This is a genomic window from Bradyrhizobium sp. LHD-71 (assembly GCF_031157255.1).
Taxonomy (GTDB): domain Bacteria; phylum Pseudomonadota; class Alphaproteobacteria; order Rhizobiales; family Xanthobacteraceae; genus P52-10.
Genome location: NZ_JAVIFX010000015.1, coordinates 1 through 22,045 on the forward strand (window position 1 = coordinate 1; position 22,045 = coordinate 22,045).

24 protein-coding genes are annotated in these 22,045 nt (G+C 64.1%); 15 read left to right on the forward strand and 9 right to left on the reverse strand.

What is annotated here, in order from left to right; translation table 11 throughout:
• Window positions 1-164 precede the first annotated feature (164 nt).
• From RCO31_RS17490 to RCO31_RS17500, 3 genes are all read left to right on the forward strand, one after another.
• Window positions 165-299: a hypothetical protein gene (locus RCO31_RS17490; protein WP_308969714.1), complete on the forward strand. Its 135-nt coding sequence runs from the start codon at window positions 165-167 to the stop codon at window positions 297-299.
• A 245-nt stretch (window positions 300-544) separates the two neighbouring features.
• Window positions 545-2,194 (forward strand): hypothetical protein, encoded by a 1,650-nt coding sequence (locus RCO31_RS17495; RefSeq protein WP_308969715.1) that lies wholly within the window; start codon window positions 545-547, stop codon window positions 2,192-2,194.
• A gap of 188 nt (window positions 2,195-2,382) precedes the next feature.
• The gene (locus tag RCO31_RS17500) at window positions 2,383-2,901 is read left to right on the forward strand and encodes an FxLYD domain-containing protein (protein ID WP_308969716.1); all 519 of its coding nucleotides are present in this window, start codon (window positions 2,383-2,385) and stop codon (window positions 2,899-2,901) included.
• A gap of 94 nt (window positions 2,902-2,995) precedes the next feature.
• On the opposite strand, the gene RCO31_RS17505 is transcribed toward RCO31_RS17500, so the two are convergent.
• Together RCO31_RS17505 and RCO31_RS17510 are read right to left on the reverse strand one after the other, a co-directional pair.
• Window positions 2,996-3,607, reverse strand: a complete 612-nt coding sequence (locus RCO31_RS17505) for a nucleotidyltransferase domain-containing protein (RefSeq protein ID WP_308969717.1) — start codon at window positions 3,605-3,607, stop codon at window positions 2,996-2,998.
• Between the two features lie 117 nt (window positions 3,608-3,724).
• Complete coding sequence (locus RCO31_RS17510; RefSeq protein ID WP_308969718.1) at window positions 3,725-4,678, reverse strand: cyclase family protein; 954 nt, start codon at window positions 4,676-4,678, stop codon at window positions 3,725-3,727.
• 373 nt (window positions 4,679-5,051) lie between these two features.
• Here RCO31_RS17510 and RCO31_RS17515 point away from each other — a divergent pair, with 373 nt between their 5' ends.
• The 9 genes from RCO31_RS17515 (at window position 5,052) to RCO31_RS17555 (ending at window position 12,985) form a co-directional block, all read left to right on the forward strand.
• Window positions 5,052-6,344, forward strand: coding sequence for a glutamate-5-semialdehyde dehydrogenase (locus RCO31_RS17515; RefSeq protein ID WP_308969719.1), 1,293 nt, complete (start codon window positions 5,052-5,054; stop codon window positions 6,342-6,344).
• Complete coding sequence (locus RCO31_RS17520; RefSeq protein ID WP_308969720.1) at window positions 6,341-6,958, forward strand: nicotinate-nucleotide adenylyltransferase; 618 nt, start codon at window positions 6,341-6,343, stop codon at window positions 6,956-6,958. Before RCO31_RS17515 ends, RCO31_RS17520 begins: the two co-directional genes overlap by 4 nt.
• A 123-nt stretch (window positions 6,959-7,081) precedes the next feature.
• On the forward strand, window positions 7,082-7,486 hold the full coding sequence (rsfS, locus tag RCO31_RS17525) for a ribosome silencing factor (RefSeq protein WP_308969721.1): 405 nt from the start codon (window positions 7,082-7,084) through the stop codon (window positions 7,484-7,486).
• A 50-nt stretch (window positions 7,487-7,536) separates the two neighbouring features.
• Window positions 7,537-8,019: a 23S rRNA (pseudouridine(1915)-N(3))-methyltransferase RlmH gene (gene rlmH, locus RCO31_RS17530; protein WP_308969722.1), complete on the forward strand. Its 483-nt coding sequence runs from the start codon at window positions 7,537-7,539 to the stop codon at window positions 8,017-8,019.
• 29 nt (window positions 8,020-8,048) lie between these two features.
• Entirely contained in the window at window positions 8,049-9,491 is a 1,443-nt protein-coding gene (locus RCO31_RS17535; protein ID WP_308969723.1) for a peptidoglycan DD-metalloendopeptidase family protein, read from the forward strand.
• A complete protein-coding gene (locus tag RCO31_RS17540; RefSeq protein WP_308969724.1) occupies window positions 9,488-10,804 on the forward strand; it encodes a S41 family peptidase in 1,317 nt (438 codons plus the stop codon). The genes RCO31_RS17535 and RCO31_RS17540 overlap by 4 nt, the downstream gene beginning before the upstream one ends.
• 151 nt (window positions 10,805-10,955) lie before the next feature.
• On the forward strand, window positions 10,956-12,200 hold the full coding sequence (locus tag RCO31_RS17545; RefSeq protein WP_308969725.1) for a divergent polysaccharide deacetylase family protein: 1,245 nt from the start codon (window positions 10,956-10,958) through the stop codon (window positions 12,198-12,200).
• Between the two features lie 72 nt (window positions 12,201-12,272).
• The gene (locus RCO31_RS17550) at window positions 12,273-12,767 is read left to right on the forward strand and encodes an RNA pyrophosphohydrolase (protein WP_308969726.1); all 495 of its coding nucleotides are present in this window, start codon (window positions 12,273-12,275) and stop codon (window positions 12,765-12,767) included.
• Window positions 12,768-12,790: 23 nt separating this feature from the next.
• The gene (locus RCO31_RS17555; protein WP_308969727.1) at window positions 12,791-12,985 is read left to right on the forward strand and encodes a DUF6494 family protein; all 195 of its coding nucleotides are present in this window, start codon (window positions 12,791-12,793) and stop codon (window positions 12,983-12,985) included.
• Between the two features lie 18 nt (window positions 12,986-13,003).
• Here RCO31_RS17555 and RCO31_RS17560 read toward each other — a convergent pair whose 3' ends face one another.
• The gene (locus RCO31_RS17560) at window positions 13,004-14,068 is read right to left on the reverse strand and encodes a glycosyltransferase (RefSeq protein ID WP_308969728.1); all 1,065 of its coding nucleotides are present in this window, start codon (window positions 14,066-14,068) and stop codon (window positions 13,004-13,006) included.
• 153 nt (window positions 14,069-14,221) lie between these two features.
• Between RCO31_RS17560 and RCO31_RS17565 the strand changes: the two genes are divergently transcribed.
• The 3 genes from RCO31_RS17565 (at window position 14,222) to RCO31_RS17575 (ending at window position 16,292) form a co-directional block, all read left to right on the forward strand.
• Window positions 14,222-14,731, forward strand: a complete 510-nt coding sequence (locus RCO31_RS17565; RefSeq protein WP_308969729.1) for an RNA pyrophosphohydrolase — start codon at window positions 14,222-14,224, stop codon at window positions 14,729-14,731.
• The gene (locus tag RCO31_RS17570) at window positions 14,731-15,375 is read left to right on the forward strand and encodes an HAD family hydrolase (protein WP_308969730.1); all 645 of its coding nucleotides are present in this window, start codon (window positions 14,731-14,733) and stop codon (window positions 15,373-15,375) included. The genes RCO31_RS17565 and RCO31_RS17570 overlap by 1 nt, the downstream gene beginning before the upstream one ends.
• 128 nt (window positions 15,376-15,503) lie before the next feature.
• Complete coding sequence (locus RCO31_RS17575) at window positions 15,504-16,292, forward strand: tellurite resistance TerB family protein (RefSeq protein WP_308969731.1); 789 nt, start codon at window positions 15,504-15,506, stop codon at window positions 16,290-16,292.
• Between the two features lie 183 nt (window positions 16,293-16,475).
• Here the strand turns inward: RCO31_RS17575 and RCO31_RS17580 are convergent, their stop codons facing one another.
• From RCO31_RS17580 to RCO31_RS17605, 6 genes are all read right to left on the reverse strand, one after another.
• Window positions 16,476-16,886 carry a F0F1 ATP synthase subunit epsilon gene (locus RCO31_RS17580; RefSeq protein ID WP_308969732.1) on the reverse strand — a complete coding sequence of 137 codons (411 nt, stop codon included), beginning with the start codon at window positions 16,884-16,886 and terminating at the stop codon, window positions 16,476-16,478.
• A gap of 99 nt (window positions 16,887-16,985) precedes the next feature.
• Complete coding sequence (gene atpD / locus RCO31_RS17585; RefSeq protein WP_308969733.1) at window positions 16,986-18,416, reverse strand: F0F1 ATP synthase subunit beta; 1,431 nt, start codon at window positions 18,414-18,416, stop codon at window positions 16,986-16,988.
• Window positions 18,417-18,442: 26 nt separating this feature from the next.
• On the reverse strand, window positions 18,443-18,847 hold the full coding sequence (locus RCO31_RS17590) for an organic hydroperoxide resistance protein (protein WP_308969734.1): 405 nt from the start codon (window positions 18,845-18,847) through the stop codon (window positions 18,443-18,445).
• A 19-nt stretch (window positions 18,848-18,866) separates the two neighbouring features.
• Entirely contained in the window at window positions 18,867-19,739 is an 873-nt protein-coding gene (locus RCO31_RS17595) for a F0F1 ATP synthase subunit gamma (protein WP_308969735.1), read from the reverse strand.
• Window positions 19,740-19,809: 70 nt separating this feature from the next.
• A complete protein-coding gene (atpA, locus tag RCO31_RS17600) occupies window positions 19,810-21,339 on the reverse strand; it encodes a F0F1 ATP synthase subunit alpha (RefSeq protein ID WP_308969736.1) in 1,530 nt (509 codons plus the stop codon).
• Complete coding sequence (locus RCO31_RS17605) at window positions 21,339-21,899, reverse strand: F0F1 ATP synthase subunit delta (protein WP_308969737.1); 561 nt, start codon at window positions 21,897-21,899, stop codon at window positions 21,339-21,341. Before RCO31_RS17605 ends, atpA begins: the two co-directional genes overlap by 1 nt.
• Window positions 21,900-22,045 lie beyond the last annotated feature (146 nt).

Genomic DNA, 22,045 nt, shown 5'->3' on the forward strand with positions numbered 1-22,045 from the left:
GAAAACGCCACTTCTGCAGGTAGTTGCGTTCGATCGTCCGGTCATAGCTGTTATCGCGCATCGGATCGTCCTCCAGCGGAGCGATCCAATCACCGATTTAGTGAACATGCACAATTGCGCTGATTGCGGTCGTCACGCTCAACGAAATCGTCTGGTTCAGCCTGGTGTCGCTGTTCTTTGGGGCTTCGCCGGTGCGCCGCTTCTACCTCGTCGCCAAACGCTGGATCGATCGCGCCACAGGCGCCTTCCTTGGCGCTCTCGGCGCCCGCCTGCTCTGGCGGGTCGGCGACGCCGCGTGAAATCGTACCCTTGCGGGTCCGGCCCGATGGGCCGTTGCCAGGAAATCTGCTCGTCGCTTGCGATGTCCCTTGCCCGGGATATCGGTTGACCACCGTGCCTCGCAGTCATACATCTTGAGCCGCGGTGCAAGCCGCCCCCGGGCCCGCGGGAAGGGTTGAACCCACTTGCAGCGTAGACTTGGCGCTTAGAGCCTTTGTGCAGCCGGTATTGCGGGCCGTCGGCGATCCCATGCACGGAGGTTTCGATGAACCGCTTGCCCGACCGGTCGAATCTCGACCATCTCAAGAAACAAGCCAAAGACCTGATCCGTCTGTACCGAAACCGCGATCGCGACGCGTTCGCGCGATTTCGTCATGCGCTGCCAGCGGCCATTGACCGGAGCGACGAGGAGATCGCCTCACTCAAACTCCGGCTACACGACGCGCAATCATGCGTGGCGCGCGAATATGGATTTGCATCCTGGTTGGACATGCGGACGTATGTCGAACTGCAAGCGGCGGCGCGCGACGACGGGGCAGACCGCGTGCTTCAGTGGCTCAGGCTCGTATATTCCGGCGAGATCGCCGGCGGGCTCAATCGCGAAAATCCGCGCATTGCGGCTCGAATGCTGGTTGAAGATCCGAATGTTGCAGCGGGCGGTCCCTATCTCGCCTGTGCAGTCGGGGATGAAGGCGCGCTGCGGCAGGCCACGCGGGCCGACCCCGCATGGGTCAACCACCCGGGCGGACCGCTGCACGTGCCGCCGCTGCTCGCAATCACTCATTCGAGCTTGCTGCGACTGCCGGAGTTTCGTGAGCGTCTTCATCGTAGCGCGCGGTATCTGCTGTCCGCCGGCGCCGATCCCAATCAGAGGACCGGCAATCGCTGGCCGCCGGGATCCTTGAGCCAGCCGGATGACGAGCATCCCTTGTCCGCGCTTTATGGCGCTGCCGGGAAGAACCACGACGTCGCGCTGACGACGATGCTGCTCGATACCGGCGCCGATCCAAATGATGGGGAATCGCTCTACCACTCTTTGGAAAGCCTCCCCTGCACCCGCGCGCTATTGGAGCACGGGGCCCGTATTGCCGAAACCAACGCGTTTTATCGCGTGTTCGATTTCGACAACCCGGACATGCTCGAACTGCTGCTGCAGAACGGCGCAGACCCGAACGAGCCCGCGCGCAATCCGCCCTTGACCGACTGGGGTTCGCCGCTGTTGTGGGCGATCAGGCGGCGGCGCTCGCGCCGGCACATCGAAGCGCTCTTGCAGGCAGGCGCCGATCCATCGGCGCGGACGCCGAGCGGTCTCAGCGCCTACAGGCTGGCGCTGCAGTTTGGTCTGACTGACGTGGCCGACCTCCTGCAAGCGAACGGCGCCGCAGAACCGACCTCGGAAGGCGAGCGCTTCATCGCGGCATGTGCGCGGAACGACGAGGCGGAGGCGCGACGCATTCACGCCCACCGCCCCGACCTGCCCGCTTCACTGCCGGACACGAGCCTGCGGATACTGCCCGACATGGTCGCAGAGGGCGGCGACGACGGGGCGAAGCTGATGGTCAGGCTCGGCTGGCCGATTGCGACGCGCGGCGGCGACTGGGACGCATCGGCACTCAATCTCGCGGTCTTTCGCGGCAACGCCGGATTAACGCGATTTCTTCTGGAACACGGCGCAAGCTGGACGGAAGAGCACGGCTATGGCGGCAATGTCTGCGGCACACTGGGATGGGCTTCGTGCAACGAACCGGTCGAGGGCGGAGACTGGGCGGAGTGCGCCCGGGCGCTGCTCGAGCATGACATGCCGGCAGCGAAGGCCGATCCCGACGCTCCGGAATGGCTTCTGCTGGACGGGCGACGGATGCGCTTTTCCGACGAGGTCACCGAGATCTTGCTTGGCGCTCGCAACCGCCCCTGAGCGGCGCGGCCCCATGACCGCGCCATCGCAAGCAGGCACCGCTTTCCCGAACATTGCGGCCGTTCCGGAAGGTCGCCTTGACAGGGAAAGCCTCGCCAGCGTCAATTTTCAGCGCGCCGCAAGTTGCTCATGCCGCTGACACGTTACACCTGCAGCATGCATGCTTCGCCAGAGGTGGAGGGGCCGCAATGCCGGAAGATGCGGAGAATGCGCGACTGCGCCGATGGCGAAGGCTGGCGATCGGGACATGGGCCGCCATGGCGGCCCTCGCCGCAGTCTCGTTCATGGCGATGTTCGTCATGGCCGCGACGGATCCCACCGAGAACATCGCGCTCAGCCGCAACGACGTGGTGAGCGCGCCTTCCGGCGAGCGCACCTGGCGCGGAACGTTCTGGAATCACTCCGACAGCCTCTACACGAACCTCGACGCGGTCATCCTGTTTCTCGACAAGGACGGTAACCCCGTGGGTCAGGCTCGCGGCGGCGCCGAGCGTCTCGAGCCCGGCGAAACGTTCAACCTGCAGGCCACGCTGCCTGCCGATGCGGTGAACATGCGGATCTATCAGCTGCGGTGGACGAGCGACGGCGGCCATCGCGCCGTGCTCGGACCTTATCGACCATGGCCGTTCGGTTACGTCATGGACACCGAATGCGGCGAGCTGCGGCTGAAGATCGGATCGTGCGTGCCGCAACGTGAACGTAGCTGAGAGACGGCGGCTTTCATGCGGCACAGCGCCCGCTCTTTAACTCAACGAGGATCTCTTCCAACCGAACGTCGCGCGAGTCGAGGCTGAAGAAACCCTACAAGGCTCTCAATCTCTGCGCCCAGACATTGGCCGGCCCATATGCCGTCTCGATCGATCGCGTCAGCCAAGCTCTCTGCTCAGGCGTAAGCAAAGGGAACGCGGCTTCGAAATCCAACTCGTCTTTCGCTCGCGGAGACTTGGCCTTGTAGAAGAGCTGAACCTCGGGGGCCAGAAAACGCACTCCTTGATCGTTGGCCGCTGCCAATTGCAGAAGCGGCTTCCTGACCTGCGAACAGCGACGGGACCGCCATTCCAAACCGTCGCCTTCATCCAGCATGATTTGAAAAGCCCATGCGGAGGACCTGTCTTGCCGGCACCAAACGTCGTGGACGTTCCCACCTAGCACTTCTTCGATGCGCCAGAACCGCAACTGGCCAGGCGGATCGGCGACCCAACAATCCCAGCCGGAGAGATAGCGTCGCAGTGTCGTGGAATCACTGCGAAGCGCAAGGATGTCCGTGTCCGCATGCGACCGTACCTGTCGTCCCACAAAGTGGTCGATGGCTTGCCCGCCGGCAATCCACCAGGGAAAAGTCGCGCCCCTGAACACTGTGGCAACTTCAACCGGTTTCAACGGCTTCCACGGCTTTTGATGTTCGTACAGCATGGACGTCAATGTAGCAGCAGTCCGCAACGGGAGCGCGCGGACTGTGGGATGGTCTTGCTCGATCGTCGCCGACCAGGCGCGCGAGCGTGCCGGAACTCAAGGCGGCGACCTCGGCCGCTACCTCACCGCGATCGGCGACACCGTTGAGCCGGAACCGCCCTGAATCTTGAGCGGCTGCATCACGAAGGCGAATTCTCCGACGCCCTTTTGCGCAAGCTCATCAAGCTTGAGGTTCTCCAGGAGGTGGATGCCGTTCACGACGAGAGCGATCTGGTGCACGGGAAGCGACAGTTGCTTATCGGGGTTGGGCGAAACCTCGACCGGCCAGTTGTCGGCGCCGAGCAGCATCGGGTCTTTTGCGGCAAGCCAGAGTGCGGCCTGGACACCGATCCCCGGGCAGGATTTCACATAGCGCGGGTTGTCCTTGCCGTAGAGCTTGCCCCATCCGGTGTGGATGATCACCGCGTCCCCGGGCTGCAGCGTCAGGTTTTGTTTTTTCAGGGCGCCCTCGAGGTCGTCCACAGTGATTTCGTAGTTGTCGCCGAGCATGTCGACGCCCTTGAACCCCGCGACATCGATCAGGACGCCGCGCGTGAACAGCGCGCCCACGTTATGGATGCCGAATTTCTTGAATCCGGAGCGCTCGACGTTCTCGTCGACCTTCTGGCAGTTGTACCAGCTGTTGAGATGGGTCTGGTGCGCAAAGCCGTCGAACTGTGTGCCGACCTGGCCGATCTCGGTGATGACGACTTCCTCGTTCGAGCCTCGCATGTTGGAGAACTGGTTCATGAAGGTGGGTTTGGCATGCACGTCGAAGCGACGCGTCCCAAAGAATGCCATGCTGGGGCCGAGCACATGCGCGAGCTCGATCACCTCGCCGGCCTTGATCAGCTTTGCGGCGTTCAACACCGCTGCAGACTTCTGATGATTCGCGGACCCCCGCTCGTCGGAGGCGCCCCATTTCGACGGACAGCGCTGGTTTTCCGCCGGCACGGTCCAGCTCGGGGCTTGCGCATTGGCAGCAGCGGAACACGCAAGCATGATCATCGCGCCCAAAGTGAGAGCTTTCATCTTTTGTCCCTCCCAAGAGAAGGTGCTCTGGAAACGGCACCTTGCGACGAATAATGCGGGCTCCATCCGAGCTGTTCAAGCTGCGGCGACATGCCTGAGACAATGCGCAGCGGGCATCAGGCTCGTTTGTTCATCTTACGCATGATCGCCGGGCTGGCTCGGATCGAGGGATCTCGAACGTCTCAGCTCGTGGCCGAGCACAAGTGTTTGCCTCTCATGCCGGGAGCATCTTGTTATCCGATCGGATAGCTGACCCGACTTCACGTCTGTCGACGCCTGCATACATGGATTGTGAAGCTCGCCGATGGCTCCCAGCTCTCTGGCAGCCGATAAATTATCGTGCTAGGACATGACCTTAAGCAGGATTTGGACGATGACCGCGCCGCTGAAAGCCATTGACGGCTCTGACGATCTTAACCTCCTGATGCACGACATCGGCCGGCGTGCGAAGGCCGCGGCGCGAATCCTAGCGCTGGCTGCGCCCGCGCAGAAGAACCGGGCGCTGGCGGCAATCGCTCGCGCGCTCCGCGCAGATGCGGCGGCCATCCTTGCCGCCAACGCCGAAGATGTTTCCGAGGCACGCGCAAACGGCACCACGGCCGCCTTCCTGGATCGACTGACGCTCGATCAAAAGCGCGTCGACGGTATCGCCGAGGCAATCGACACCATCCGCGAGATCGAGGATCCGGTCGGCAAAGTCACCGAACGCTGGACCCGGCCGAACGGCATGACGGTCGAACGCGTCCGCGTGCCGCTCGGTGTGATCGGCGTCATCTTCGAGAGCCGACCGAACGTCGCGGCGGACGCCGGCGCGCTGTGCCTGAAAGCCGGCAATGCCGTGATCCTGCGCGGCGGCTCCGACAGCTTCCGATCCTGCCGGGCCATCCACGACAGCATCGTCAAGGGCCTGCGCGAGGCGAACCTGCCGGAGGACGCGATCATCCTCGTGCCGACGCGCGACCGCGCGGCCGTCGGTCAGATGCTGGCAGGCCTCGATGGCACCATCGACGTGATCGTGCCCCGCGGCGGCAAGAGCCTTGTCGCGCGCGTGCAGGCGGAAGCGCGTGTGCCGGTGTTCGCGCATCTCGAGGGCTTGTGCCATGTCTATATCGACTGCGCGGCCAATCTCGATATGGCCAGATCCATTGTCGTCAACGCCAAGATGCGGCGCACCGGCGTCTGCGGTGCGGCCGAAACGCTGCTGGTCGATCGTGCCGCGGCAGACACCCATCTGAAGCCGCTGATCGATGCGCTGATCGCCGCCGGCTGCGAGGTGCGCGGCGACGCGGCGGTGCAGGCCGCTGACGCGCGCGTGAAGCTGGCGAACGAAGACGACTGGTCCACGGAGTATCTCGACTCCATCATCGCGGCCAAGGTCGTCGACGGCATAGGTCAGGCGATTGCACATATCGAGCGCTACGGCTCGCACCATACGGATTCGATCGTCACCGAAGACGCCGCGGCGGCGCAGCGCTTCCTGACCGAGGTCGACTCGGCGATTGTGCTGCACAACGCATCCACCCAATTCGCCGACGGTGGCGAATTCGGCTTCGGCGGCGAGATCGGCATCGCCACGGGCAAGTTCCACGCGCGCGGACCGGTCGGCGCCGAGCAGCTCACCAGTTTCAAGTACCGTGTGCTGGGAAGCGGCCAGACGCGCCCGTGAGTTCGAACGAACGGATCGCCTTTCCACCCGTTGCCGATGGGCTTCGCATCGGCCTTTTGGGTGGCTCGTTCAATCCACCGCATGATGCGCATCGCGCGCTCAGCCTGTTCGCGCTGAAGCGTCTGCGGCTCGACCGCGTGTGGTGGCTGGTCTCTCCCGGCAATCCGCTCAAGGACACGCGCGACCTGCCCAGCCTCGACAAGCGGCTCAGGGCTGCGCGCGCGGTCGCCGACCATCCGGCCATTCACGTCACCGGCATCGAAGCGGCGATCAAGACGCGATACACCATCGACACGATAACCGAGCTGCGACGCCGCTTCCCGAATGTGCGCTTCGTCTGGCTGATGGGAGCCGACAACCTGTCCCAGTTCCACCGCTGGCGCGACTGGCAGAGCATCGCCCGACAGGTTCCACTCGCGATCGTCGATCGCCCGTCCAACAGCCTGCGCGCACTTGCGTCGCCCGCCGCGCAGGCGCTGGCCAGGTATCGCCACCCTGAGAACGCGGCACCGAACCTGCTCGATTTCGGCACACCGGCCTGGGTGTTCCTGCACGGCCTGAAATCGCCCCTCTCCTCGACCGAACTCAGAAGCCACACAAAGCGGTCATCCTGATCTGGCAGATTGAAACCGTTAACCCTACATGAGTAGGATCACACAGGGGCGCTTTAAGGATTCGGCGTCCCCAGGATGAGGAAAGGAAAGGTCCTGACAACATCACCTGGTGCTTCTTCGGCTTTGAGCAAATCCGCAGTCACCCGGACCGGCACACCGCCCGCGTCCGCCACGGTCTCGAAATCCCGGCCTGATGCCGCTGAGACCCTGAAAATTGTCCTCTCGCGCCTCGATGACATGAAGGCGGAGGACACCGTCACCATCGACCTGCGCGGCAAATCCACCATCGCGGACTACATGGTTGTCACGACCGGCCGGGCAAACCGGCATGTCGGCGCGATCGCGGAAAACGTGGTGAAGGAACTCGGTGAAGCCGGCATGAAGGGCGTTCACATCGAAGGACTGCCGAACTGCGACTGGGTTCTGATCGACACGGGCGACGTCATCGTCCACGTCTTCAGGCCGGAAGTGCGCTCGTTCTACAGCCTCGAGAAGATGTGGGCACCGCTGCGGTCCAAGGCGAGCTGAGTCACGCCCGAGGTCGCAGCGAGCGGGTTGCCCGGATAAAGAAGGAGTCTATGCGCCTCCTTGTGATCGCGGTCGGCCGCTTGAAGAGCGGCCCGGAACGAGACCTTGTCGAACGCTACCGCGAGCGTTTCACCGACATGGCGCGCAAGCTGGGCTTCCGCGGCCTGACCATCAACGAAATTCCGGAGAGCCGCGCGCGCGACGTAGCGGCCCGCATGGCGGAAGAAGCCGCTGCAATCGCAACCCTTATTCCTGAAGGCGCGCTCACCGTCGCCCTCGACGAACGCGGCAAGGCAATCGATAGCGCGGCGTTCGCCCGGCAACTCGGCCGTTGGCGAGACGAATCGATCGCAACCGTTGTATTTGTGATCGGCGGAGCAGACGGACTTTCGCCTGAATTGCGGCGCACGATCAAAACCGTATTCGCCTTCGGCGCAATGACCTGGCCTCATCAACTCGTGCGGATCATGCTGATGGAGCAGATTTACCGGGCGGCGACGATCCTGGCCGGCCATCCCTATCACCGCGCGTGAGTTCCTGACCGTCTTGAGAGCCGACCTGAATGCTTGAGCTGAACCGATCCGCGGCAGAACGGCAATCGGACGCGCAACATGGCGCAAACCATCTGCACTTGGTCTTCGTTGCGCTGACGAGCCTGATCGCCATCGCTGCGGCGCAGGGTGCCAACGCGCAAGTGCCCGATCCCGCGCCAGCTGCGCAGGCCGCCCCGTCCGACCCCGTGACTGATGCCAAAAGCGATGCGAAGACCGATGCAAAGCCCGACGCCAAATCCGAAGTCTCGTCGATCGAGGACGTCATCAAGAAGCACGAGCAGGAGCTCGAACAGGCGCGCAACAGGCAGCGCGACGCGATCGAGGCCGAAAACAAGCTGAAAGCGGAGATCGCGTCGATCGGGCAGGATCGCAACAAGCTCAATCAGCAGCTGATCGACGTCGCAGGGCGCGTGCGCGCCGTCGAGGGCCGGATCGCCGACTCGGAGAACCGGTTGCGCACGCTCGACACCCGCGAGACGACGATCCGCAACTCGCTGGACGCGCGCCGCGCCGAGACCACCGAAGTGCTCGCGGCGCTCCAACGCGCCGGGCGGCGGGCGCCGCCGGCGCTGATGGTGCGGCCCGAGGATGCGCTGCAGTCGCTGCGCACGGCCATGCTGCTCGGCGCGGTGGTGCCTGAGATGCGTGCGCGCGCCGAGCGCCTGATCGCCGACCTCGGCAATCTCGTCAGCATCCGAAAAGAGGCCGGCGAGCAGAAGAACCGGCTGCTGGCCGACCGCGACAGCCTGACGAACGACCAGCGACGCCTTGCGGCGCTGATCGAGGAGCGCCAGCGGCAGCAGGCAAGTGCGGAAAAGGACATGGAGGCGGAACGCAGCCGGGCCGCTGAGCTGTCGAAAGAGGCCGACAATCTGCGCGACCTGATCGCGAAGATGGAACAGGATCTCAAAAGCGCAGCGAAAGCGGCTGCAGCGGCGAAACTCGCGGAAGCTGCAAAAGCGAACGCGAAAAGCAACGCAAAGGATCCGGGACGGCTCACCCCGGCGATCGCTTTCGCCTCGGCAAAGGGCCTTCTGCCGATGCCGGTTAACGGCCCCAAAATACGCAGTTTCGGGAGTTCCGACGGGACCGGCGGCGTGGAAAGAGGCATTTCGGTGGCGGCGCGGGCCGGCGCGCAGGTCACAACTCCGTGCGATGGCTGGGTTGTGTATTCAGGCCCGTTTCGGAGCTATGGACAACTCTTGATCCTCAATGCTGGTGGCGGGTATCATGTCTTACTTGCCGGCATGGAGCGAATTTCGGTCAACATCGGTCAGTTCGTACTGACGGGCGAACCGGTGGGGACGATGGGAACGGCATCTCAGGTTGCCTCGATGCTGGCGGCCGCTCCCAGTCAGCCAGTCCTCTATATCGAGTTTCGGAAGGACAACGCTCCTATCGATCCAGGCCCATGGTGGGCCGCAAGTGAAGGCGAAAAGGTTCGCGGATGATGCGCAAGACTTCCCTGGTTCTCCTCAGTGCGGCCGCCGGTGCCGCAGCCACGCTGCTGGTCACGCAGCCGCGGGTGACGCTGATCGGCTCATCGGCGCGCGCGGCGGCCTCGGACACCTACCGCCAGCTCAATCTGTTCGGCGACGTGTTCGAGCGCGTGCGCACCGACTACGTGGAAAAACCGAACGACTCAAAGCTGGTCGAGTCGGCGATCAGCGGCATGCTGCAGGGCCTCGATCCGCATTCGAGCTATATGGACGCCAAGAGCTTCCGCGACATGACCGTGCAGACGCGCGGTGAATTCGGCGGCCTCGGCATCGAGGTCACCATGGAGGACGGCCTCGTGAAGGTCGTCTCGCCGATCGACGACACGCCGGCATCCAAGGCGGGCATCCTCGCCAACGACCTGATCGTTTCGCTCGACGACGAAAACGTCCAGGGCCTGACGCTCAACCAGGCGGTCGAGAAGATGCGCGGCCCGGTCAACACCAAGATCAAGCTGAAGATGATCCGCAAGGGCCAGGACAAGCCGATCGAGGTCACGCTCACCCGCGAGAACATCCGCGTTCGTCCGGTGCGCGCGCGCGTCGAGCAGGACGACATCGCCTATATCCGCGTCACCTCGTTCAACGAGCAGACCACCGAAGGCCTGAAGCGCGAGATCAGCGCCCTGCAGACCCAGCTCGGCGACAAGCTGAAGGGCTTCATCATCGACATGCGCAACAACCCCGGCGGACTGCTGGAGGAAGCGGTGACCGTTTCCGACGCGTTCCTCGAGCGCGGCGAGATCGTGTCCACGCGCGGCCGCAACACCGAAGAGACGCAGCGCCGCGGCGCTAAGTCCGGCGACCTGACCAAGGGCAAGCCGATCATGGTGCTGATCAACGGCGGTTCGGCATCGGCGTCGGAGATCGTTGCGGGCGCCCTGCAGGACCACAAGCGCGCGACGGTGATCGGCACGCGCTCGTTCGGCAAGGGTTCGGTGCAGACCATCATCCCGCTCGGCCAGGGTAACGGCGCGCTGCGACTGACCACGGCGCGCTACTACACGCCGTCGGGCAAGTCGATCCAGGCCAAGGGCATCATCCCGGACATCGAGGTGCTGCAGGACGTGCCGGACGAGCTTAAGGCGCGAACCGACACCAAGGGCGAAGCCTCGCTGCGCGGCCACCTGAAGGCCGACGGCGACGAGCAGACCGGCTCGCAGTCCTACGTGCCGCCGGATCCGAAGGACGACAAGGCGCTGAAGATGGCCGCCGACCTGCTGCACGGCGTGAAGGTCAACGCCTCAACCGACAAGGCAGCGAACTAGGGATCGTTTCTACCTGCGATTGAGGGCGGCCGTTCGGCCGCCCTTTTTCGTTGGCGTATCGGTGCGCCACACGGCAAAGCCGCCTGCGCGGTCAGGAAATGCTCGTGATATTGTGCGCGGCAGCTGATTCGCGCACATTTTCAGGACGCCTTTGTCGACCGACGATTTGAGCACGCCTCTTGGACAGAGAACGGCGCGCAAGCGACGTTTTTCGCTGTCCTTCAACGCCAGGCATGCTCTCGCAGCAGTGCTGTCCGTGTTCCTCGTGGGCTTTCTCGGCGTCGCGATCTTCAACGACGATCCGCTGGGCGGCGAGCCGATGGCGCGGGTCGTGATCGATGCCGGCGCCTCGACAGCGGCGGCGAAGGCTGCGCCGGTCGCCATAAGCGATCGAAGTGACGCCGTTCTTCGAGCGGCGGCTATGACGCCACCACCAGCCACTGAGCCGGCCGCCGTCAAGCCGCCGGCATCGCCCGCCGAACACCGTACCGTCACCATCATCGACGGCTCGAGCGGCGCGCGCAAAGACTACAAGGTGCCTGGCACTGCGCAGGACGCGGCGCCTGCGGCCGAGCCGGGAACGACGCTGGCGGCGATCAATCCGCGGCTGCTCGAATCGTCCCGCTACGGGATGATTCCGGTTGCCGCTGACGGGCTCAGGCCCTCGTCGGTCTACGCTGGCGGCAACGACATGATGCGCGTACACGCCGCGACAATGCCGGCGATCGCCATCGTCGTGCAGGGCCTCGGCGTCGGCGCCGCGAAGACCAACGAGGCCATCGTCAAGCTGCCGCCGGCAGTGACGCTCGCCTTCACGCCCTACGGCACCGATCCGGCGAAGCTCGTCGAACGCGCACGCACCCAAGGACACGAGGTGCTGCTGCAGGTTCCGATGGAGCCGTTCGACTACCCCGACAACGATCCAGGCCCGCAGACGCTTCTGACGACCGCCAATGCGGAGCAGAACCTCGACCGCCTTTACTGGCATCTCAGCCGCTTCCAGGGCTACGCCGGCCTCGCCAATTTCATGGGCTCCCGCTTCGTCGCAACCGATGCGGCGATGCAGCCGGTGCTACGCGAGGCGGCCAAGCGCGGCCTTGCCTATTTCGACGACGGCTCGGCGGCGCGCAGCCTCGCAGGCAGCCTCGCGCAAAGCCAGGCGGTGCCGTTCGCAAAGGCAGACCTGACGATCGACGTGGTGCCGACTGCGCTCGAGATCGACCGCGCGCTGGGACAGCTGGAAACGTTCGCCCGCCAGCACGGCCTCGCCGTCGGTGTCGCGTCCGCACTGCCGATCTCGATCGAGCGCATCGCGTCCTGGGCCAAGGCCCTCGAAGGCCGCGGCATCCTGCTTGTGCCGTTGACAATGGCGATGCAGAAATCAAAATCGAGTTGAGATGCGATGCGTGAGTGATTGGCTACGAAGCTACCGGCAACTCTGACGCCGGGAAGATGAGAGGCGCCCGCGATGACTCGCTACGAGGACCTGCCTTATCGCGCTTGCGTCGGCGTCATGCTGATCAACAAATCCGGACTGGCGTTCATCGGCCGTCGCGCCGGCGGCATCGAGCATGTCGACGACAAGCATGTCTGGCAGATGCCGCAAGGCGGCGTCGATCCGGGCGAAGACACCTGGACCGCAGCGAAGCGCGAGCTGATGGAAGAAACCAACGTGCACTCGATCGAGAAGCTCGCCGAGCTTTCCGAGTGGCTGACGTATGATATTCCCCGCACCATCGCCGGCCGCGCGTGGAAGGGCCGGTATCGCGGACAGAAGCAGAAATGGTACGCGATGCGCTTCACCGGCGCGGATGACGAGATCAACGTCGTCAGCCCTGCCGGTCACAAGCAGGAGTTCATCGCCTGGCGCTGGGAGCCGATCAAAAACCTGCCCGAGCTGATCGTGCCGTTCAAGCGGCCGGTCTATGAGCGCGTGGTGAAGGAGTTCGCCCGGTTTGGCTGACGTGAAGGACGCTGGAGAGCAGCATGGATGAAGACCGGTTCAACATGGCGATCCGCAAGTTCCTGAAGGAGGTCGGGGTCACCTCGCAACGGGAGATCGAGCGCATCGTGCGCGACCAGGCGATTCAAAAAGGCAGCTTGCGGCTGCGCATGACACTCACCTCAGAGGATGTGCCCTCGTTTCAGCATGTGGTCGAGACGACGGTCGACCTTCGCTGAAACGACGCGCGTGAGGCCTCACTCCAGCGCCATCCGCAGAATGTGTTCACAGTAGGCGCGGCGGGTGTGATGGGCGAACACGTGCTCACGCGCGGCTGTCGCCATTCGCTGCAAGCGCTGCTTGTCGGCCAGCGCCGCGACCACAGCGCGCTCGAGCCCACCCGGCTCCACGTCGTAATAGATGCCGTGCACGCCCTCGCGCAGCGGCGCATGACGGATGATGGTCGGATGGTTCATCACCGGCACCGATTGAGCGATCGCCGCCTCATAATGACGATTGCAGTCCCATCCCATGCCTTCCGGCGACCAAGCCAGCCACGACCGTGACATGCGCTCGAGAAACGCATCGTAGGGCAGCCGCTCGTTCGGCTGGTCGATCCGATAGCCGAGCGCCTTCAGCCGCTCCAGCTCCGGCAGCCCGGCGTTGCGCACGGTCGAGTTCCCGCGGATGGCGCCGGAGAAGAAGATGTCGTGGGTCTTCTCCGGGAACGGCGCCGTGCGCCAGCTTTCGGCGTAGCGAAACTGCGGCAGCGAGATCGGCTGCAGCGTATCCATACGGCGCAGCCATGTGGCGCTGTTGCGGTATCGCAGCGTCGGCAGGTGCGGGTGGACCGAGCCGTAGAGCACCTGCCACTTATCCACCGGCAGCTCGCGCTTGAAGAAGATCTTCGCCTTGTCGAGCAGGAACACCGAGCTCTTGCCGATGCCGAACGCGTCGTCCATGTCGATGGCGACCAGCGGCACCGGAATCTTTGCCCAGCGCAGCATGCTGACGCCAAACGGGCGCGCGATCGACGCCCATGGATGGCGCGGCGTGTAGAACGGGCCGCGCGCCCAGTAGCGCGGATGCCATGGCGAGTAGCGCAGCGTGTTTGCGACGATGACGTCGTATTTGCCGGCGCGCGCGGCCTTCAGCTCCCGCAGAATCCGATCCGGGGTCGAGAAGCCGTCGATCGGCTCCCCCTCCTGCGGCAGCCGCGGCGTCGACCAGAGCGACGTCGTCTGCTCCGGATATTCAAGCTTGAAGTAGCTGCCGCCGATCTCGAGGATGCGGATGTGGGAGATGTCGACGGGACTGGCCATGAACGGGTTTCGAGCGGAGGGAAGGCGCCATTTCCTAACACTTCGACGGCGCCTGGCAAAATGCGGTCAGCCGCGCGAAGTGTCCCAATTTTGACGTTGGTATCAGCTTGCGGCGGCCTTGTGTGCGGACGTTAGAACCGAGACACTCGCGCCATGAGCAACGAAAAACCCTACCGCGCGAATGTCGGCATCGCCCTGTTCAACAGGCAAGGCCGCGTGCTGATCGCGCGACGTTTCCAGGACGACGGCCCGGAGATCATCCTGCCCGGGCACGAATGGCAGATGCCGCAGGGCGGCATTGACCCGAACGAGGACCCGCGCAAGGCGGCTTTCCGTGAACTGTGGGAAGAGACCGGCGTCGTCAGCGCCGAGTACCTCGGCGAGACCGACTGGCTGACGTACGAGTTTCCGCCCTATGTCGGGCCGGCGCATCGGCTCGGCATCTTCCGCGGCCAGCGGCAGAAGTGGTTCGCCATGCGCTTCACCGGCGACGAGCGCGAGGTGGACCCGCTGACGCCACGCAACGGTCAGCCGCCCGAATTCGACGCATGGCGATGGGAGCGCCTGGACCGCGTCGCTGACCTGGTGGTGCCGTTCCGCCGCGAGGTCTATCTTGGCGTCGCACATGCATTCGAAAGGTTCGCCCGGCAGGAGGCAGGCTGATGGCAAAGCTTCGCGCGGTTTTCTTCGATGTCGGCGAAACGTTGATCGACGAGACGCGGCTGCTGCACGGCTGGGCGGACGCGCTGGGCGTCGATCGCAACGAATTTCTCGCGGTGCTCGACGACGTGATCATGCGGGATGAGCCGATCCGCCAGGTGTTCGAGCGATTGCGGCCCGGCTTCGATGTCGCCGCCGCAAGAGCACAGCGCAAGCGCGACGGCACCGACTTCCTGATCGAGGTGCGCGACCTCTATGCCGATGCGCGGCCAAGTCTCTCGACGCTGGTGCAGAGCGGGCTGTTCGTGGGCATTGCCGGCAACCAGCCGCCGACGGCAAAGGCCGCGCTGCAATCATTCGGCCTCGATGCGCATCTGATCACCACATCGGCCGAGCTTGGCGTGACGAAGCCGTCTGCAGACTTCTTTCGGCAGATGCTCGAGCTGGGAGGCTTTCGACCTGACGAATGCGCGTATGTCGGCGACCGCGTCGACAATGACGTCATCCCGGCGCAGGCGGCCGGCATGACTGCCATCTTCATCGAACGCGGTCCGTGGGGCCGCGTGCATACGCGGCGCGGCGACGCCGCGCGCGCCGATATTCGTGTGACCGAGCTTTCGCAGATCGCAGCCGCCATTGCGGCATGATTTAGACCGTTCCGGACGCGGCGGTGCTGCGCCGCATGACATTCCGCCGCAGCTTTCGGTGTTGCGATTGCGCGCCGAAACACTGAATTAAGCCTGTCTACCCCACAGCTCAAAAAGGCTTGTAAATCATGTTCGATGCGAAGCGCCTGCTTGACCAGTTCCTCGGCAGCCAATCCTTCGGCAGCAATGCCGATCCGAGAAACCAGCAGCCGGGATCCTCGTCATGGGGCGACCTTGCGCGCGGCGCTGGCGACGCCTTGAACCGTGGCACCGGCGGCAATCTCGGCGGCGTGCTCGGCGGATTCGGAGGCGGCGCGCTTGCGGGCGGACTGGCATCCGTCCTGCTCGGCTCCAAGCAGGGGCGCAAGCTCGCCGGCAATGCTGTGATGCTTGGCGGCGTGGCCGTGGTCGGCACGCTCGCCTATCAGGCCTACAAGAACTGGCAGGCGGGCCAGGCTCCGCAGCCGCAGCAGTCATCCGTTCCGATGCTGCCGCCGCCGCGCGAGACGCCGTTCAATCCATCCAGCGAGGCGGATCAGCAGTCACTCAGCCGCAACCTCCTGCGCGCGATGATTTCCGCGGCCAAGGCGGACGGGCATGTCGATGCGACGGAACAGGCCAACATCTTCGCTCAGATGGACAAGATGACGCTGGACGCCGCGGACAAGGCGTTCGTGATCGACGAGCTGCGCAAGCCGCTCGACATCGACGCGGTGGCGGGTGCGGCGCGCACGCCGGAGGAAGCCGCCGAAATCTACGTCGCCTCATTGCTTGCGGTCGATGTCGACAACGCCTCGGAGCGCGGCTACCTCGACATGCTTGCGGCGCGGCTCAAGCTGGATCCGAAGCTGGTCGCGCATCTGCATGCGACCGTCGAAGGCGCGACGGAGAAGGTATCGGCGGCCACGAGCGGTTAGGTCTTCCCTAGCCCGGATAGAGAGCTGTAGCCCGGGTGGAGCGAAGCGCAGCCATAGCCGTTCGAAGAACGGCGTCGCCTTCGCTCGCCCGTAGCCGTTCGAAGAACCACACAGTCAATCCGTGTCGAGACGGCACCCGGGCTTCGCTCCGCTCCACCCGGGCTACGGGTTTGGCAATAACTCTCAGTGCAGCGCGGTGCCTTCGAGGTTCTGCAGCACAGCTTTGAAGTGGTCGAGCCGGGTGATTTCCTTGTCGAGCTCGCTGCCCTGCGCGAGTCGCGCGATGCCGGCTTCCATATCCTTGATGGTCTTCGCAAGAGCCGCGCGGTCCAGGTCCTCGACCGAGCTCGCGACGTCGGCCAGCACGGTCAGGCCCTTCGCCGACACTTCGGCAAGGCCGCCGAGCACCACGATCTTTTCCTGCTTGCCGCCCGAAAACACCGTGACGATGCCGGGCCGGATCGAGGCCACCAACGGTGCGTGGCCAGCCATCACGCCGAAATCGCCCTCGGTGCCGGGAATATCGACCTGATCGACCTCGCCGGAAAACACCAGCTTCTCCGGCGAGATGAGATCGAATTGAAAAGTGGCCATGGAAAACCTGCGAATAGCGAATGGCGAATAGCGAATGGCAAGCGGCGAGTGGAGCAGCGAACTATCCCTATTCGCTACTCCCTATTCGCCGTTCGCCTCTTAGGCCGCTTCGGCGGCAAGCTTCTTACCCTTCTCGACCGCCTCTTCGATGGTGCCGACCATGTAGAAGGCTGCTTCCGGCAGGTGGTCGTACTTGCCTTCGCAAAGGCCCTTGAAGCCCTTGATGGTATCGGCGAGATCGACGAACTTGCCCGGCGAGCCGGTGAACACCTCGGCGACGAAGAACGGCTGGCTCAGGAAGCGCTCGATCTTGCGGGCGCGGGCGACCGCGATCTTGTCCTCTTCCGACAACTCGTCCATGCCGAGAATGGCGATGATGTCCTGCAGCGCCTTATAGCGCTGGAGGATCTGCTGCACCTGGCGCGACACCGCGTAGTGCTCCTCGCCGACGACCAGCGGCGACAGCATGCGCGAGGTCGAGTCGAGCGGATCGACCGCCGGATAGATGCCCTTTTCAGCGATCGAGCGCGACAGCACCGTGGTGGCGTCAAGGTGAGCGAACGAGGTCGCCGGCGCCGGGTCAGTCAGGTCGTCGGCAGGCACGTAGATCGCCTGCACCGAGGTGATCGATCCCTTGGTGGTCGTGGTGATGCGCTCCTGCAGCGCGCCCATGTCGGTTGCGAGCGTCGGCTGATAGCCCACGGCCGAGGGGATACGGCCGAGCAGCGCCGACACTTCCGAGCCGGCTTGGGTGAAACGGAAGATGTTGTCGACGAAGAACAGCACGTCCTGGCCCTGATCGCGGAAGTGCTCGGCGATGGTCAAGCCGGTGAGGCCGACGCGAGCGCGGGCGCCCGGCGGCTCGTTCATCTGGCCGAACACCAGCGCGCACTTGGAGCCTTCGCCGCCGCCCTTCTTGTTCACGCCCGATTCGATGAACTCGTGATAGAGGTCGTTGCCTTCACGCGTACGCTCACCGACGCCGGCGAACACCGAGTAACCGCCGTGCGCCTTGGCGACGTTGTTGATCAGCTCCTGAATCAGCACCGTCTTGCCGACGCCAGCGCCGCCGAACAGGCCGATCTTGCCGCCCTTTGCATAGGGCGCGAGCAGGTCGACGACCTTGATGCCGGTGACGAGAATCTCGGCTTCCGTCGACTGATCGGTGTAGGACGGCGCGGGCTGGTGGATGGCACGCAGGCCTTCCGACTTGACCGGACCGCCTTCATCGACCGGATCGCCGACCACGTTGACGATACGGCCGAGGGTGCCGATGCCGACCGGCACGGCGATCGGCTGGCCCGTGTCGGTGACCTCCTGGCCGCGAACCAGACCTTCGGTCGTGTCCATCGCGATCGCGCGCACCGTGGACTCGCCGAGGTGCTGGGCGACCTCGAGCACGAGACGGCTGCCGCCGTTCTTGGTTTCCAGCGAGTTCAGGATCGCCGGCAGCTCTCCTTCGAACTGCACGTCGACGACGGCGCCCATCACCTGCGTGACGCGACCCACCTGATTTGCGGCTGCGGCCATTGATACGTTCTCCTCAACAAATGCGATCAGACGACGGTCAACGTGACAGGCACGTTGTTGCGCGTCGCCCGCGAATACGGGCAAATTCTGTGGGCGTCCTCGATCAGCGCCTTCACCTTTTCCTTGTCGGCGCCGGGGATCGCGACCTTCAGCTCGGCCTTGAAGCCGAAGCTGACATCATCCTTGTCCATCGTCACGGCGCAGGTGATGCGCGCGTCCTGGCCGTCGAGGCCGTGCTTCTTCGCCAGCGCCAGAATTGCCTGGCCAAAGCAGGCGGACCAGCCGAGCGCAAACAGCTGCTCGGGATTGTGTCCCTCGCCGTTGCCGCCGAATTCCTTCTGCAGACCCATGGCGAGCGCAAGCCCGTTATTATCCAGGATCGCACGCCCGTTGCGGCCGCCCTTGGTGGTAGCAGATGTGACGTAAGCCATCGCGAACCTCCTCTTGCTGTTAAACGGCCTCGGCGCCGGAGATGATCTCGATCAGCTCCTTCGTGATCATCGCCTGACGAGTACGGTTGTAGGTCAGCGTCTGCTTGCGGATCATCTCGCCTGCATTGCGCGTCGCGTTGTCCATCGCGCTCATCTGCGCGCCGTAGAACGAGGCGTTGTTCTCCAGCAGCGCGCGGAAAATCTGCACCGCGATGTTGCGCGGCAGCAGGGCGCCCAGAATCTCGTCTTCGTCAGGCTCGTAGTCGTAGGACGCGGCGGGCTCTTCCGCCTTGGTCTCGACCACCAGCGGAATAAGCTGTTGGCCGGTCGGGACCTGTGAGATCACCGACTTGAAGCGCGAGAAGAACAGCGTACAGACATCGAACTCGCCGGCATCGAAGCGCGCCAGCACCTTCTGCGCAATTTCTTCCGCGTTAGTGAAGCCGAGCTGGCGCACGCCGCGCAGATCCATGTGCTCGACGATCTGCTTCTCGAACAGGCGGCGAAGCTGCTCGTAGCCCTTGCGGCCGACGCAGAAGAACTTCACCTCCTTGCCTTCGCTCATCAGCTTCAGCGCACGATCGCGCGCCAGACGAACAATCGAGGAGTTGAATGCGCCGGACAGTCCGCGCTCGCCGGTGCAGACGAGGAGCAGGTGCACCTTGTCGTTGCCGGTGCCGGCAAGCAGCGGGCTGGCATTGCCGGAGGTGGCCGCCGCGGCCGCGATGTTGCCGATCACGGCTTCCATCTTCTCGGCATAGGGGCGCGCGGCTTCCGCCGCCGACTGCGCGCGACGCAGCTTCGAGGCTGCGACCATTTGCATCGCCTTGGTGATCTTCTGCGTCGCCTTGGTGGAGGCGATGCGGACGCGCATGTCCTTAAGTGACGCCATTCGGGTAGGGCCTTAACGCGCTCGTCAAAACGTGGATGGCCGGACGACTGCGCCCGGCCATGATGGAAATTTATGCGAAGCTCTTGGCGAAGCCGTCGACGACGTCCTTGAGCTTGGCTGCGGTCGCATCGTCCAGATCACGCGAGTCGCGGATGGTGTTGAGGATGTCGACATGCTTGCCGCGGAAAAGCGACAGCAGGCCGTCCTCGAACGCACGAACACGGCTGACCGGCAGCGGATCGAGATAGCCGTTCACGCCGGCGTAGATCACGACCACCTGCTCTTCCATCTTCAGCGGCGAGAACTGCGGCTGCTTCAGGAGTTCGGTCAGACGGGCGCCACGATTGAGCAGGCGCTGGGTCGAGGCGTCGAGGTCCGAGCCGAACTGCGCGAACGCCGCCATTTCGCGGTACTGCGCGAGCTCGCCCTTGATCTTGCCGGCGACCTTCTTCATCGCCTTGGTCTGCGCCGCCGAGCCGACGCGCGACACCGACAGGCCGACGTTCACCGCCGGGCGAATGCCCTGATAGAACAGGTCGGTCTCGAGGAAGATCTGGCCGTCGGTGATGGAGATGACGTTGGTCGGAATGTAGGCCGAGACGTCGTTCGCCTGCGTTTCGATCACCGGCAGCGCGGTGAGCGAGCCTGCGCCTTCGCTGTCATTCATCTTCGCGGCGCGTTCGAGCAGGCGCGAATGCAGATAGAACACGTCGCCCGGATAGGCCTCGCGGCCCGGCGGGCGGCGCAGCAGCAGCGACATCTGGCGATAGGCGACGGCCTGCTTGGACAGGTCGTCATAGATGATCACGGCGTGCATGCCGTTGTCGCGGAAGTACTCGCCCATGGTGCAGCCGGTGAACGGCGCCAGGAACTGCATCGGCGCCGGGTCCGAAGCGGTCGCGGCGACGACGATCGAATATTCCAGCGCACCCTGCTCCTCGAGCACCTTCACGAACTGTGCCACGGTGGAGCGCTTCTGGCCGACGGCGACATAGACGCAGTAGAGCTTGACCTTCTCGTCGCCGGTCGCATTCAGCGGCTTCTGGTTCAGGATCGTGTCGAGCGCGATCGCGGTCTTGCCGGTCTGCCGGTCGCCGATGATCAGTTCGCGCTGGCCGCGGCCGATCGGGATCAGCGCATCGACGGCCTTCAACCCGGTCGCCATCGGCTCATGCACCGACTTGCGCGGAATGATGCCGGGCGCCTTGACGTCGACGCGCTTGCGCTCAGTCGCCTGAATAGGACCCTTGCCGTCGATCGGATTGCCGAGCGCGTCGACCACGCGGCCGAGCAGGCCCTTGCCGACCGGCGCATCGACGATGGCGCGCGTGCGCTTGACCGTCTGACCTTCCTTGATCTCACGGTCGTTGCCGAAAATGACGATACCGACGTTGTCGGTTTCGAGGTTCAGCGCCATGCCGCGCACGCCGTTCTCGAACTCGACCATTTCGCCCGCCTGGACGTTGTCGAGCCCGTAGGCACGAGCGACGCCGTCGCCCACCGCGAGCACCTGGCCGACTTCCGTGACCTCGGCCTCCTGCCCAAAATTCTTGATCTGCTCCTTGAGGATCGCGGAAATTTCCGCGGCGCGGATGTCCATCAGCCTGCCTCTTTCATCGCGTGCTTGATCGAATTGAGTTTGGTGCGAAGCGAGGAATCGACCATTCGGCTGCCGACCTTTACGACAAGCCCACCGATGATCGCCGGATCGACCTTCACCTTCAGGTCGACGTCCTTCCCCGTAACTGACTTCAGCGCGCTCTTGAGCGCCTCGAGATTCTTGTCGCTGAGCTGCTCTGCAACCGTGACCTCGGCAGTGGCCTCACCCTTGAAGCGGGCGACCAGTACGCCGAACGCGCGGATCACATCCCGCACGGTGAACAGGCGGCGATTGGCTGTCAGCACTTTCAGGAATTTTGCACTCGTACCGCCGATACCCGCCTTGTCCAGGACGGCGGAAACGGCCTTCAACTGTTCATCCGCCGTGAACACCGGACTGCGGACGAGCCGGGCCAGATCGGCATTCTCGGCGATCATCCGATCGAACACATCGAGATCGGCCTTGACGGTATCGACGGATTTTTCGTCACGCGCCAGCTCGAACAGTGCCGTCGCATAACGACCGGCTACGCCCGAGACATTCGGATTTTCATCTGCCACGAAAGCGCTCTTTTAAGCTTGTCGAATTCGCAAGGAAAACGCCGCCGGGAGGCGACGCCAAGCCCTTGGAGTTCAATCGGAACTTCGATTTTGGGCTGGCCTGCGAGGATCGAGGCCAAAAATCGCCGGTTTGCTAACATAGTGAA

Bases quoted from the DNA above. Each gene is read 5' to 3' on its own strand.
- RCO31_RS17540 (WP_308969724.1), top strand. From the start codon at position 9,488: ATGATGCGCAAGACTTCCCTGGTTCTCCTCAGTGCGGCCGCCGGTGCC.
- RCO31_RS17510 (WP_308969718.1), bottom strand. From the start codon at position 4,678: ATGAAAGCTCTCACTTTGGGCGCGATGATCATGCTTGCGTGTTCCGCT.
- RCO31_RS17535 (WP_308969723.1), top strand. From the start codon at position 8,049: ATGCTTGAGCTGAACCGATCCGCGGCAGAACGGCAATCGGACGCGCAA.
- RCO31_RS17495 (WP_308969715.1), top strand. From the start codon at position 545: ATGAACCGCTTGCCCGACCGGTCGAATCTCGACCATCTCAAGAAACAA.
- atpA (WP_308969736.1), bottom strand. From the start codon at position 21,339: ATGGACATCCGCGCCGCGGAAATTTCCGCGATCCTCAAGGAGCAGATC.
- RCO31_RS17560 (WP_308969728.1), bottom strand. From the start codon at position 14,068: ATGGCCAGTCCCGTCGACATCTCCCACATCCGCATCCTCGAGATCGGC.
- RCO31_RS17555 (WP_308969727.1), top strand. From the start codon at position 12,791: ATGGATGAAGACCGGTTCAACATGGCGATCCGCAAGTTCCTGAAGGAG.
- RCO31_RS17505 (WP_308969717.1), bottom strand. From the start codon at position 3,607: ATGCTGTACGAACATCAAAAGCCGTGGAAGCCGTTGAAACCGGTTGAA.
- RCO31_RS17595 (WP_308969735.1), bottom strand. From the start codon at position 19,739: ATGGCGTCACTTAAGGACATGCGCGTCCGCATCGCCTCCACCAAGGCG.
- RCO31_RS17580 (WP_308969732.1), bottom strand. From the start codon at position 16,886: ATGGCCACTTTTCAATTCGATCTCATCTCGCCGGAGAAGCTGGTGTTT.
- rlmH (WP_308969722.1), top strand. From the start codon at position 7,537: ATGCGCCTCCTTGTGATCGCGGTCGGCCGCTTGAAGAGCGGCCCGGAA.
- RCO31_RS17590 (WP_308969734.1), bottom strand. From the start codon at position 18,847: ATGGCTTACGTCACATCTGCTACCACCAAGGGCGGCCGCAACGGGCGT.
- RCO31_RS17500 (WP_308969716.1), top strand. From the start codon at position 2,383: ATGCCGGAAGATGCGGAGAATGCGCGACTGCGCCGATGGCGAAGGCTG.
- RCO31_RS17570 (WP_308969730.1), top strand. From the start codon at position 14,731: ATGGCAAAGCTTCGCGCGGTTTTCTTCGATGTCGGCGAAACGTTGATC.
- atpD (WP_308969733.1), bottom strand. From the start codon at position 18,416: ATGGCCGCAGCCGCAAATCAGGTGGGTCGCGTCACGCAGGTGATGGGC.
- RCO31_RS17515 (WP_308969719.1), top strand. From the start codon at position 5,052: ATGACCGCGCCGCTGAAAGCCATTGACGGCTCTGACGATCTTAACCTC.
- RCO31_RS17565 (WP_308969729.1), top strand. From the start codon at position 14,222: ATGAGCAACGAAAAACCCTACCGCGCGAATGTCGGCATCGCCCTGTTC.
- RCO31_RS17550 (WP_308969726.1), top strand. From the start codon at position 12,273: ATGACTCGCTACGAGGACCTGCCTTATCGCGCTTGCGTCGGCGTCATG.
- RCO31_RS17575 (WP_308969731.1), top strand. From the start codon at position 15,504: ATGTTCGATGCGAAGCGCCTGCTTGACCAGTTCCTCGGCAGCCAATCC.